The organism is Bradyrhizobium cenepequi (assembly GCF_020329485.1).
GTDB lineage: Bacteria > Pseudomonadota > Alphaproteobacteria > Rhizobiales > Xanthobacteraceae > Bradyrhizobium > Bradyrhizobium cenepequi.
The window spans coordinates 1-12,738 of sequence record NZ_JAGKJI010000092.1; the positions used below are offsets into that span (position 1 = coordinate 1).

Below are 12,738 nucleotides of genomic sequence, written 5' to 3' on the forward strand. Positions count from 1 at the left end.
ACCCCGAGCTTTCGCAGGCGCGCAATCTCGTCGTTGCTCAAGCGGTCACTACCGGTTTGCACTCTCCGGGAGTTTGAGACGATCGATGTTCCGACCATGCCGGGCATAACGACCGAACACTTGATGTGCGGCGCGTTGAGACGAAGATCATTGATCAGTGCCTCTGTGAACCCCTTCACGGCGAATTTGGCCGAGCTGTAGCCGGTGTGCGGCGCGGTCGTGCCAATGGCGGCCCAGAAGCCATTGATGCTGGACGTGTTGACGATATGACCTTCATTCGCCTTCATCAGCATCGGCAGGAAGGTGCGCACGCCGAGATAGACCCCGCTCCAGCAGATGTTGAAGGTGCGCTCCCACTGCTCGCGTGTATTGGTGAACAGGCTGCCGCCGCCGCTGATACCCGCATTGTTGAAAAGCAAGTGGATCTTGTGCGTCTGCTGCTGCTCCGTGAGTTCATCGCGGAAACGCTTGAGCTGGTCTTCGATCGAGACGTCGGCGACGTGGGTGGTGACCCGCAGACCCTGCGGCGGTCGCTCAAGTTCGCACAGCCGCATGGTCTCGGCCATTGCGTCTGCAGAGAGGCTGCACATCGCGACATTGCAACCTTGGGCAACAAGCTGGCGTGCAAGCTCACGGCCCATGCCCGTGCCGCCTCCGGTGATAACGGCGATTTTTCCAGAAAACTCTTTCATTTGAACCCTCCCTGCTATTCTAATCGACGATCGTTCCTAGCGCTCACGACTGCTATGCACTGAACAGGGATGCAGTGTACCAATGCGGTCTCACCGAGAAAGCGGAGCCGATATGCCCGCCAACTCGCCGTGTCGCGAGCGCTGTAAGATTAGTCGGGCGCATTGCTTTTGATCGGGATCAGGATCAGCGTCTCTCGCTGACTTGTGATCGACCCTTGTGGCTTGTCCGATATCGCTTCCCGTTTATTTAATGTTCATCGCCTCCGTTCGCTGATGGCTGTTGTTACATGCCTGCATTGCCCGCGCAGCTACCATACCTGATGGGGCGATCTTCCGCGATCGAGGTCGGCGCTAGGCGTGCTTAGATCACTGGTAATGCGTTCTCTCGTGCGTTCCGACTGATCCATATGATCGACCCAGAGTGCGACCCTCTACATTTTCGGCTTCTGCCAAGTGGCGACCACACATGCACCGAAATAGGCTCGCGCGCCCGACGATTCCTATCGTTTCTTAAGGCCGCTCGATTATCCTCTTCTGTAAGGTATTCCTGCGGAGAACGGTCCTATCGGTTGTGGGTAACCGCGATGTCACTCCCTCGAACTGCTCCCACCACTTCGGACGGCGGGCGATTTGCACGGTGCAGAATTGAACGGTCAGTTATGCTGGGGTCCGACCGACGCCGCAGCCGGAAAATAGTCCTTCCGGCTAACGGACTTCGCTTCGGTTCTGCCGAAATATGATCAGGAGCGCCGTGACAAAGGCAGCTCCGCGTCAGGTTTTCCGCGTCGCATAGCCGCTTCGTCTCGACTATTGTGCCTCCTCAGAGACGTCGCACATCGCGACAGAACAGCTGGATCTTGCGCAGAAATGTTTTGGCTGAGCAATGAGGCGGACGGAGGATCATCTGTCGACGGATGTTTGGGTGTCTGGCGGAATGACGATCGCCGCGTGACCAGCCGCATTGTGCACGTGCTGAAGAGCGGCTGGCTGGTGCGATTGCTCGCTCAAATATGGACCCTCAATAACGATTTATAACCGCTTTATGCGCTGGGTTGCGCGGGCATCTGGGAATGTCTGTTTCGGGACCTTGGCCGCCAGGGACTCGCTATCGCTCCAGGAGGGCGCAACACAAAGAGAGCTCTGCCTGGATCTGGGTGACGGAGCCGATCAGGCGCGTGGCTTTGCGGGGTCGGAATGACCCTCGATGCCGTCGGCGAATCTGATACTGGCGATGATCTTCGGCAACTGATTTGTGCCCTTCAATCGACGCCCAGGTTTTGGAGGCTGCATCGATCACTTGAACACCATCAGCTTGGCTGTCTGCGGCGACAGCGATCCCTTGGTCCGAACCGTTCCGTGCTGCACCGTCGCGAACACGCTTTCGATGGGATTGGTGGTTCGCAAGTGGATTTAGTGCTTAGCAGGAAAGCATAAAATGCCAGCAGATCCTTGCGATCCTTGATGAGGCACTGGACCGCGCGCGCATATTTTGCACTGTATTTCTCGGCGGCCATAGAGATGTCCTGCAGAGCCTTCTTCATGCCGCTCTGCACGGAGTTCGGAACCTTGTTAGCACGTTGACGGTCTTGTGCTGTCAGCAGCGCTGCCACCGCGTGCTGGGGAAGACTTCGTCATCGCCTTCTAGACCGACGCCGACCGCCAGTTCAGGAATCGCCACGACCAGCTTGCGCGAACTTATATTACCTCGCTCCTGTCTGCTTCGTGGATCCAGTCTAGCGAGTCTGGACCCCAGTTAATGATCGTCTTTTTTGGCGCTCACTCACATAAGTCATGCAGGAGATGCCGCGCACTATCTGCGCTCTGACCAAAAAGCGCATGCCGCGCTGGCCGAGGGAGCGTCGGTTCGCCTGGTCTATCCGGCTGTATCTTCGGGATCATCCTGCATGTGAATGTCCTGTCAGGATTGGTGATGGAACAAACAATGAGCAACACTTTCCGGGCGCAACTGGCAAGTTGACTGTCGGCGCGACGATTTCAATGGCTCTTGCCTAGATCGTAAACGGCGGAACAACTAAGCGTTTGGCCATCCTTCGTTCAGCTGCTCTGTTAATGCATTCGTGACAGTTTCCTGTATGAGTGGCTGAAATGGCCCCTTGCAAGCAACCCTAGCCTGCTGGAGTAAATAGGGCTCTCTGTGTACGAGCTTTACGCCGCCCTGGCGTCTTTCTTGATCATGTCGGCGCCTTTCTCGGCCAGCATGATCGTGGGCGCGTGGGTGTTGCCGGAGGGAACGATCGGCATGATCGAGGCATCAATCACCCGCAGCCCGGCAAGGCCGTGCACGCGCAGGCGGTTATCGACGACCGCCATCGGATCGTTGCCCATCTTACAAGTCCCGACGACGTGATACATCGTCCGCCCGGTGCGGTGCGCGTAGTCGAGCAATTCCTCATAGCCCTGCACCTCCTCGCCGGGACAGATCTCGAATGCGAGATACTTGGCGATGGCAGGATGCCGCATGATCTTGCGTGCGATCTGCATGCCGGCCACCGTGCAGTCGCGGTCAGTCTCTGCCGAAAGGAAATTCGATCGGATGGCAGGCTCGCTGCCAGGAACCAGCGACTTGATATGGATCGAGCCGCGCGATTCCGGCCGGCACTGCGCGACAAGAACAGTCATGCCGGGCTCCCTCTCGAGGCGCCCTGCCCGCGCCAGGTCGTAGCTGGCTGGCGCCATGAGCAATTCCATATCCGGCGCTTTGAGCTCCGGCCGGGTGCGCGCGAAGCCGAAAACCAGTCCTGGCGGCCGCGCGAGCACGCCCGTGGCGCTGACATAGTATCGCGCGATCTCGCGCAGAAGCCTGAACCCCCGGGCCTGTTCGTTAAGCGTGATCGGACGATTGACGCGCCAGTTCATATTCACCGCGAAGTGATTGCCATAGTTCTCGCCGACCCCTCTCAGTTCGTGGCGAACGTCAATTCCGAACTCCTTGAGGAGTTCGGGCTGGCCGATGCCAGAAAGCTCCAGCACGCCTGGCGACTGGACGGCCCCGCACGAGACGATCACCTCTCGACCGCAGCGCGCCTCGCGCTTCTCGCCGCGCACGGCATAGGCGACGCCGACCGCGCGTTTGCCCTCGAGCAAGATACGGCTCACAAGCGCATCGGTCTCTATGCGCAGGTTGGGCCGGCGGCGCGCCGGATCCAGAAAGGCGCGAGCGGCCGACCAGCGCCGGCCGTTCTTGATCGTCACCTGGAAGTAGCCGAAGCCTTCCTGCCGCCCGCTATTGTAGTCTTCGTTGCGCGGAAAGCCACTGCCTTCGGCGGCCTCGATGAGGGCGTCGCACAGTGCATGGTGCTCCTCGATGTTGCGGACATTGAGGAGCCCGCCCTTGCCGCGCGACTCATCGCCCCAGCCTTCGTAGTGCTCTGATTTCTTGAAGTAGGGCAGCACCTCCTGGTAGGACCACCCGCGATTGCCGAGTTGACTCCAAGTGTCATAGTCGAGCGGCTGGCCACGCACATAGAGCATGCCGTTGATCGAGCTCGAACCGCCCAGCGTGCGGCCGCGGGGACAAGGGATGCGGCGACCGGCCATACCGTCCTCTGCCTCCATCGCAAAGTTCCAGTTGAACTTCTTGTGGTTCACCAGCTTGGTATAGCCCGCGGGGATATCTATCCAAATCGACCGGTCCCGTGGCCCGGCCTCCAGCAGCAGCACCTTCACGTTCGCATCCTCGCTTAGGCGATTTGCGAGCACGCAGCCGGCCGAGCCGCCGCCGAGGATTATGTAGTCCCATGCGGACATAGCTTGCATTTCTAATTTATCCCCACGGCTGTCCACCCACTTGCGAGATCGGACACTTTCTCGATTTCTCGCCGGTTGCCTGGGAAGGCGATAGGCAAGAATGCGCGCGCCCCGAGACCGATCTCCGCTCCCATCAGTGAAACCTTCCACTTACACCCGGATCGGCTCGCCAATGATCGGGATCTCTCGAGGGCCGAAGCCCAGAGTCAGTAAGCGAGGCCCCCGCTCGGTTACAACGAACAGATCCTCGAGATGATACATCGCGCCGTCAGAATCGGTGACCATCGGCTCCATATTGAACACCATGCCCACCTCCAGTTTCGTCTTTTCGCCAGGCCTGATCATCGGGAATTCGTGAGTTTCGATGCCAAAACCATGACCGACCCACACCATCTTGAAATCCAGTCCGAGTCTCTCAGACTGCTCCTTGCAGAAGTAGAAGGGCTCTTCCGCCGCCATTCCAGGCCGTATCATGTCGATGGTCGATGTGTGGAGATCCCACAGCTTTCGGTATGTCTCGCGCTGAAGTGACGTGGGCTCACCGGTTGAATATGTGCGCGCAAAATCGCTACCCCATGCTCCATATCTGCCGCCAACGTCGAGACGTATGATCTCGCTCCTCAATGGCACCCGATCAGTAGCGCGGCCATGATTGTACGCGGAGCGAGGGCCACTTCCGAAAATCAAGAAACTTACTTCCTCCGCTCCGTTATTCACGATGCCATCGGCAATGCGATTCGCCATGACCCGCTCACTCTCGCCCAGACCGCTAGCGCTCATTGCATCCAGCACCGCTCGATGCGTCTCCTTCGTAGTCTTCTCAAGGAACTGGATTTCGCCCCGTACCTTGACTGCCCGAATTTCGGCAATGCCCTTGTTCGTATCAATGAACTTGACGTTGGGCAGCCTGCTTACAAGACGCGCATGCGTCGCGGCCGGTAGGTAATTGAGATCAATACCAATTATGCCGCGGTCCTTTCCGATATCAATGAGCACGTCTGCGAGTGCGTCCGCCGGGTCATTCGCAAACTCAGTATAGGTGCGAATGTCCTTGATCCAGCTCTCACCACTCATCTGCTTCCGCTCGGTGGTAGCGACCAGCGCGACCGGCTCTCCGATCGCAGGGAGAATGACAAACGCCTGACGCCTCAAATGCGAGACGCTCATTAGGCAAACACCGCTAGCGTAGACGAAGTTTTCCGGGCTCGTGGCTATAACTGGATCAGCGCCGAGTTTGCCCGCCAAACTCCGAAGAGCCGACGTGTTAGGCTGCGGAGATGTTGATTTGGTTTCCAAAACAGATTCGGTCATGAACTCTGCGCTCCTTGCCCGGAGAGCTTTTGGAAGGACGGTTGCAGGGCGGACAATGCAGCTCCCGAGATAAGGGAGTTGCAAAAAGAGATTCCGAGTTGACTTGCCACCACACTTACCGCCTAACGCCGCATGGGGCCAACATTACGGTCTACCCGCATGAAACTTTCTCGACGAGGCATCGATCGGAATGCTATTCACCTCAAGACGGGCTCGGGGGGTGAACGCAAGCGGCCAAGATGGCGTTAGCCAGAGCCGGACCGCGAAGGCCATAGTTAACGCTGGCCTCCAGATAGTCACCGTAACTCGGGGTGGCCTCTAATCTGGTACCAATACGAGTCGTCGGCCGTAGTATCTTCGCATCGGCTAGAGTCTCGATGACCATACTCCCTAATCCACCGTCTCGATGGTGCTCCTCGATGACGATGATTTGGTCAGCCCGTCGAGCGGCCTCGCACAGAGAGGCAGAATCAAATGGCCTTAGCGTCGAAAAATGAAGCACCTCTGGATCAAGGCCTCTATGGACCAACAACTCCTCAATTTCGGATATGGCTGAGCTCACAATGCCCGTGGATACGATCAAGGCTCCTTTACCGTGTCGCAGGACACAGGCACGCCCCATTTCACCAATCGGGCCTCGGTCACCCTCAGCGGGGCCACTACTTAAGCGTATGTATAACGGTCCGTCCCACTCGATTGTCGATACCAGGAGGCGCTCCAACTCCTCATTGGTTCGAGGGATGCATATCCCCATGTTCGGCACTTGACGTAGCAAAGCCAGGTCTTGAAGGGCCGTGTGCGTGGGGCCGAGCGCAGAATAGACTAAGCCGCCTCCGGATCCGACAATGCGCACGCGAAGTCGCTGGAGACCTATGTCGATGAACAGTTGTTCGAACGCCCTTCTCGTAATGAACGTCGCAATGGACTGGACATATGGAATTAGACCGCCGCTTGCCAGCCCTGCGACCATACCGATCACATATTGCTCTGCCACGCCCTCCATAAAAAAACGCTGCGGGAAAGAAGCCCTGAATTCTCTCATAGCGTTGTAACCTAGATCGGCTCCAACAAACACAATTCGGCTATCGTGCGTCGCCAGCCTCTGGAGCGTCTTACTGAATCTCTCACGCATGGTCGACCTCCCAATCCGCATTCAAAATAGAGACGGGATCGCGCTCAGTGATGGCACTTGCCTGTGATGCCATTCAGGACTCCCTTCGAACTCTCCTAGTCCTCTTCCCTTTATCGTTTCGCAGATAACTACGGTTGGACGGGGACCTGACGATGGAGCCAACAATGCCTCCCGAATAGCACGACGGTCGTGTCCGGGCACATGACGAACGTTAAACCCAATCTCACGCCACATAGCCGGCATGTAGGGCATAGGCAGTACGTTCTCTGCTGGCCCGCTACATTGCTGACGGTTTCGATCAACTAATACGGTAAGATTGGACAACCGGTGCTTCACAGCGTGGAACGCCGCTTCCCAATTTGCCCCCTCATTTAGCTCTCCATCGCCAACCAGCACATAGACGTGAAAATGCTTCTCAGTTGTCCGGGCGGCTAGAGCTGTACCGACAGCTATCGGCAGTCCATGACCGAGCGCCCCTGTGGTGGCCTCGATCCCGCACGAAATGTTCCGCTCCGGATGGCCGCCGAGCAGCGCGCCCACTGAACAAAACCGATCCAGCTCTTGAGGTGAAATTAGGCCCTTATGCTCGAGCACGGCGTAAAGCGCGAGACATCCGTGCCCTTTGCTGAGAATGAATCGGTCACGATCATCGAGTCTGGCGGCGTCTTGTGGCAGGCGGAGACATTCGTCGTACAGCACTAGAAGAATTTCAATTATCGAGAATGCGGGACCGATATGTCCGCCGACTCGCCGCTTCGCGAGCGCTTCCAAAATTCTGCGGCGTATAGCCTTTGACGAGGCATCAAGGTCAGCCCCTCTCGCTGACGCGTGGTCGACCGTTATAGCTTGCTTCATATCGTCTCCTGTTCGTCAGCGGCTATGGTTACATCTCTGGACTGCCTGCGCACCTACCTTTCCTTGTGGGGGTGATCTTGCGCTATCGAGTCCGCGCCAGGCACGTAGATCGCGCGCAGTGCCTTGTACAATGCGTTCCGACTAATCCAGACGATCAGACACCACGAGGCTTACGGCGCAACCTCTGCAATTTCGGCGTCTGCTAAGCGGCGGCGACCACACAAGCACCGAAGCAGGTTCGCATGCCCGACGATCGCTATCGTCTCTTCAGGCCGCTCGGTTGTCCTCTTCAATACGGCAATCTAGCGAAGAAAGGTCCTGGTCGGCTTCGGGCAATTGCAATGTCTCACCTCGAACTGCTCGCACAACTTCGGAGCAAGGTGGCCGAACTGCAGGACCGGAACTGGACGGTCATGTCGGCTGGCGTCCGACCGACATCGCAGCTGGAACCAGTCCGTCCCGACAAAGTGTTCACGTCGATCCGGCGCTGCGGTGACGATAGGAATGACCTTCCTGTTTGGCATCAAGGATGACATTTGCCATTGCTGCATCGCACAGTTCATGCGAGTGTATCGAAACTGAGGTTCGTGACCGCGAGGTCGGTGGCTCATGCCGGTTGCGCTGACGGCCTTCAACGTTGATCCCGTCCCCTTAAGCAGCCGAAAACCTCCAGACGATCCTCAACGGCTATCTGCAAACCCAGATCTAAGGCCTCATCACTGGCGCTTCCATTAAGCGCTTAGGTTTATGAACCAAGCTGTCCCTAATGGATGAGCCACTCGCGCTTCTTGATAAGAAGAAAGCTCCTATTGCAATTCGAGACCAAGAAAATACACGACAGCTCGGCGTGACCATTCTTTACGTCATTCATGATCAGGAAGCCGTTGCGTCTCATGCCTGAGTCACTGAGTGCTTACGGGCGCCAAGCATTGGTCGGTGGGCTTTATTTCTTCTGAACTCGGCCTCACTTCGTCGACCTATAGCAGGACGAGGCAAAGGAACCCAATTTTCGTGTTGCTGCAAAGCAGCGAATATCACATCGACAGCGAGACGTGTTAGTCCAGCGCAATCATCTGATCTGCAGACGACCGATGTCCACCAATGGATTGGCGAGCCTTCCAGAGGTTTCCAGATAAATTCTTTTGATCCGGCTTCACCGCGCCGCTTGGCTAGCCGCTCTGCCGCGAGTGCCACTGCAGATTCTGTCCTGAGAAACGCCTTTGTCATCCTCGCGCTATGCAGAATACGCGGGGGAACGTAACCTCCAGCGCGGCAGAGGTCCAGCAGCTCATCGTAAAGACCCGGGGCGAAGTGACGCTGAAACTGAACAAGTGCATAGGGACTTAAGTCGCGAAGATGCAGTTTATCAAGTTTTGCAAGTGGATGCTCAGCATCAATAACCACGCCCAGCGGCTGCCCAAGCGCTGCCGAGATTCGAAGTCCCCGCTTCTCAAACGGATGCCGAAGGACACCAACATCTATCTCTCCAGCTGTTAAGAGATTTTGTTGCTCCGCTGTAGACGCCTCGACGAGATGTACCTGCATCTGCTCATGCCGCAGGCGGCTTACGATGTCCGACAGCACGCTACGCGAAGTTTCGGGAGGAACTGCAATCCGAAGGCGCCGTGATTGGCTCGGCGATAGTGACCGCACTGCACGCAGAGCAGCGTCAAATGCTCGCACAGCGTTGCGCGCTTGTGGCAGGAACGCCTCCCCCGTTGTGGTCAAATTGACCTTCTTGCTGGTACGATCAAAAAGTCTTACGCCCAGTTCTCCTTCCAAATCGGCAATCCGCTTTGAAAGAGGCGGCTGGCTCATATTCAAGTCGCGAGCGGCCCTCGCGAAGCTGAGGGCTTCCGCAACTGCCACGAAATAACGGAAGTGCCTAATGTCCATCTAACGACTATAAAACTACAAAAACTCGCTATCAAGGAGGACAAATCACCGATAAGCTGACTAATCCGTATTGCCGGTGGACATCGTCAGGCCGATCGCATGAACGGCACTCTCAAGGAGGCAACATCAAAGCCCTCAGCTCCAAAGAGCAGCGTCAGCGCGGATGGAAGCCTGCTTCTTTCGATACGCCCGAGCTGGAATGCATCCGCAAGCTTATGATTTTAAAACGTAATTGTCACAACCAGTACGCGCGTCTCTCCTGCTGTACGCCAAGGCACCGTCGGCCGCCCCCTATGCGGCGATACGGTCCGCGACCGCATTAAGCCCAACGAGAAAGTCACCGGCTGTCTGATCAAGCGAGCCTCTGTCGATAAGGACTATCGCGGTCACAAGGCGAAAAGCACGAGGCCTCCTGATCTCCGGCCAGAGGGGCAGCGTCTCGGGGGATCAATCGCGAACTCCGGTGCCGACCTGCCATCGAGCCGGATCGGCCAAATGAAGAACGACTGCCTACGTGGCCCTACGCTATCTCAAAGACAGCGACGATGATGCCGCCAACCTCGTCCTTCCGTTGGCCACAATCTCCACCTGGTGCACCGACTAAGTTCATTGAGCAAGCAGTGGCCCCTTGTTTGGACGCCGTATTGCGCTAAAAGCGTGATGAAGTTAGGTTCGTCTGTATCCTGAGTTTGCCAAGTAGCTTGCGCATTCTTTTGGCGTGAAGAGCTGCAGAACCTCGCCGATGGCGCGGCGTCGGCGGTTCGGGCGGCAGCTTTTCGCAAGAACCATGAACCCGGCAGTGAATCACTATCATCTATCTGGGATTGACGGCGTGCCGCGATTAAAGAACGGATGACTACGTAGTGCCTCCCGCTCCGCTCGTGATCACCGGCAGGACGTCGTTCGCTGCGGGGTCGGGGGTGTCGTCTTTCCAGCGTACCGAGCCGAACGGGCGCTCCAGCATGCGGCGGACGCGCACCGGGTTAGCGCCGACGTGAAAGGCAAGGGCCTGCTGTTCCATCGCGCGCTCCGACCGGGTCGAGCGATTTCGGTAGCGCAGGTAATCGAGCCAGGTCGGGCAGTGATAGCGCTCGGTCCACAATTCGGGATCGGCAATGTCGCGTGCGATCGACCAGCCATAGGCGCCGTTTCGCTTCCGGAACAGCTGCACTTCCTGCATGACGTTGTGGAACGCCCGAGCATTTTCCCCCGCCACGCGATATTCGATCTCGACCACCAAGGGCCCGCTGCGCCCGGTGAGCGGCAGGCGCACCTCGGGATCGTCAAGCATCTCAGCCACTTCACCCCACGTGCCGATGCGCGGCATACGCAACCAGAGCCCCAAGAGTGGTGAGACAAGCATTAGGGCGGCCGAGACAAGGAGGGCCGTTTCTACGCCGGCGGCATTGGTCAAATTGCCCCAACCCCAACTGCCAACGGCAATGCCGCCGGATCCCGCCGCCTGGTAGGCCGCGAGCGCGCGCCCCGCCACCCAGCGAGGGGCCGACAGCTGCACGCCAATGTTGCATAGCGCCGCGGCCAGCATCCACGCGGCTCCCGCCACAACCAGCGCGGACGCGGTTAACACCGGATGTCGGCTCAGCGCCACGGCCGCAATAGCGGCGCCCATGGACAGCGCGCAGGCGCGCATCGCGGCCTCGCCGCTCGTGCGCTTGCGTACCTCGGTAATATTGAGAGCGCCGATGATGGCGCCCAGTCCAAAGGCGCTGAGCATCATGCCATAGGTCTCGGGGCCGCCATGCAAGAGATCGCGTGCCACCAGCGGCATCAGCGCAATGATCGCGCCCCCGACGACGCCGGTCACCATGGCGCGGGTCAGCACAATTTTGATTGCTGGCGAATTGGTGATGTAGCGCACGCCGGACACCATGGCGCGGCCGAGCTTTTCAGGCGGCAGGCGTGAGGGTTCAGCCATGCGTTTCCACAGGAACAGCGCAGCAATGAGCGGCAGATAAAGCAGCAAGTTCAGTGCGAAGGCGGCGATTGCGCCGGCGCTCGCCACCACGATGCCGCCCACGGCCGGGCCCACGCTGCGGGCGATGTTGTAGCTGATGCCGTTCAGCGCGACCGCCGCGGGCAGCGTTTCCGACGGCACCTGCTCGCTGACCGACGATTGCCAGGCCGGTGCCATCAACGCCATGCCGCTGCCGACGACAAAACAGAGTGCCAGCAAAAGATTCGGCGTGATCAGGCCGAACCAGGCGAGCGCCGTCAGCGTGGTCGCGCCGGCAAGCGCGATCCCAAGCGAGACGAGTGCCACGGTCCGCCGGTCGTACATGTCGGCGATCGCCCCCGCGGGCATCGAAATGAGCATGACCGGCAGCATCAGCGCGGTCTGCACCAGCGCGACCTTGTCAGCCGACGACGTCATCTGCGTCATCGCCCAGGCCGCGCCGACTCCTTGAATGAGGATGCCGAGATTGGAGAGCAGGCTCGCGAGCCAGATGCGGCGGAAACTGGTATGGCGCAGCGGCCCTGCGATACCGTCGGCGCCGAACATCTCGGACTTGGTCGCGTCGGTCATGCGGTTCTTGCCTGGCGTGAGCGACTTGATTTTGGAGCTTCCAGCAGCTGAAGGCGCTCACGAAATGCGATTTACGCGGATCGCCTTTGATCTAGATTCGATGACGCCATTGCCCTTCACCGCATCGGGAACGTGCTTTCGCAACTCCGTAAGCGCGGTAACCACGGCGTGCGCCACGTTACCGTCGCCAAGCACTTCATTTGATTTTCATTGACACCCTCTCTCCCTAGTCACCGAGCAAGACAGCGTAGCCCCTCAAACGGAATCGCTGCGAACTGAGCTGTCTCGAGTAGCCAGACGAACTGCCGGTGACCAAATCGGCAACGACTCGTGCTGTGACCGCAGCCAACGTGAGTCCTAGGTGTCCGTGACCACAGGACACGAAGATGGAACGATGGCCCGGGACCTGCTCGACGATCGGCAAGGAGTCCGGAGTAGCCGGGCGTTCTCCGCTCCACACCTCGAAACCGGGCCGAGGTCTGAGCGCGGGCAGAACTTTGCGCACGCGATCCAGCGCGGATGAGAGCAGTCCGGGCCGC

General features: G+C 58.4%; 8 protein-coding genes and 1 pseudogene. All 9 read right to left on the reverse strand.

The annotated features are described in order from the left end of the window. The coding region (locus J6497_RS39265) for an SDR family NAD(P)-dependent oxidoreductase (RefSeq protein ID WP_225709521.1) at window positions 1-692 on the reverse strand (692 nt) is incomplete at its 3' end. 1,167 nt (window positions 693-1,859) lie between these two features. Further along, window positions 1,860-2,394: pseudogene (locus J6497_RS39275) on the reverse strand (transposase); the annotation flags it as partial. 464 nt (window positions 2,395-2,858) lie between these two features. After that, window positions 2,859-4,469 carry a GMC family oxidoreductase gene (locus J6497_RS39280; protein ID WP_225709522.1) on the reverse strand — a complete coding sequence of 537 codons (1,611 nt, stop codon included), beginning with the start codon at window positions 4,467-4,469 and terminating at the stop codon, window positions 2,859-2,861. Window positions 4,470-4,610: 141 nt separating this feature from the next. Beyond that, complete coding sequence (locus J6497_RS39285; RefSeq protein ID WP_225709523.1) at window positions 4,611-5,771, reverse strand: M24 family metallopeptidase; 1,161 nt, start codon at window positions 5,769-5,771, stop codon at window positions 4,611-4,613. 202 nt (window positions 5,772-5,973) lie between these two features. Further along, complete coding sequence (locus J6497_RS42355; RefSeq protein ID WP_225709524.1) at window positions 5,974-6,924, reverse strand: transketolase family protein; 951 nt, start codon at window positions 6,922-6,924, stop codon at window positions 5,974-5,976. Beyond that, entirely contained in the window at window positions 6,925-7,758 is an 834-nt protein-coding gene (locus J6497_RS39295; protein WP_225709525.1) for a transketolase, read from the reverse strand. Between the two features lie 891 nt (window positions 7,759-8,649). Next, entirely contained in the window at window positions 8,650-9,654 is a 1,005-nt protein-coding gene (locus J6497_RS39300) for a LysR family transcriptional regulator (RefSeq protein WP_225709526.1), read from the reverse strand. 856 nt (window positions 9,655-10,510) lie between these two features. Continuing rightward, complete coding sequence (locus tag J6497_RS39305; protein ID WP_225709527.1) at window positions 10,511-12,199, reverse strand: MFS transporter; 1,689 nt, start codon at window positions 12,197-12,199, stop codon at window positions 10,511-10,513. Between the two features lie 226 nt (window positions 12,200-12,425). Continuing rightward, window positions 12,426-12,728 (reverse strand): NAD(P)/FAD-dependent oxidoreductase, encoded by a 303-nt coding sequence (locus J6497_RS39310; protein WP_376708344.1) that lies wholly within the window; start codon window positions 12,726-12,728, stop codon window positions 12,426-12,428. Window positions 12,729-12,738: the final 10 nt, after the last annotated feature.

Coding starts and splice junctions, on each gene's coding strand:
- J6497_RS39280 (WP_225709522.1), bottom strand. CDS start 4,469: ATGCAAGCTATGTCCGCATGGGACTACATAATCCTCGGCGGCGGCTCG.
- J6497_RS39285 (WP_225709523.1), bottom strand. CDS start 5,771: ATGACCGAATCTGTTTTGGAAACCAAATCAACATCTCCGCAGCCTAAC.
- J6497_RS42355 (WP_225709524.1), bottom strand. CDS start 6,924: ATGCGGATTGGGAGGTCGACCATGCGTGAGAGATTCAGTAAGACGCTC.
- J6497_RS39295 (WP_225709525.1), bottom strand. CDS start 7,758: ATGAAGCAAGCTATAACGGTCGACCACGCGTCAGCGAGAGGGGCTGAC.
- J6497_RS39300 (WP_225709526.1), bottom strand. CDS start 9,654: ATGGACATTAGGCACTTCCGTTATTTCGTGGCAGTTGCGGAAGCCCTC.
- J6497_RS39305 (WP_225709527.1), bottom strand. CDS start 12,199: ATGACCGACGCGACCAAGTCCGAGATGTTCGGCGCCGACGGTATCGCA.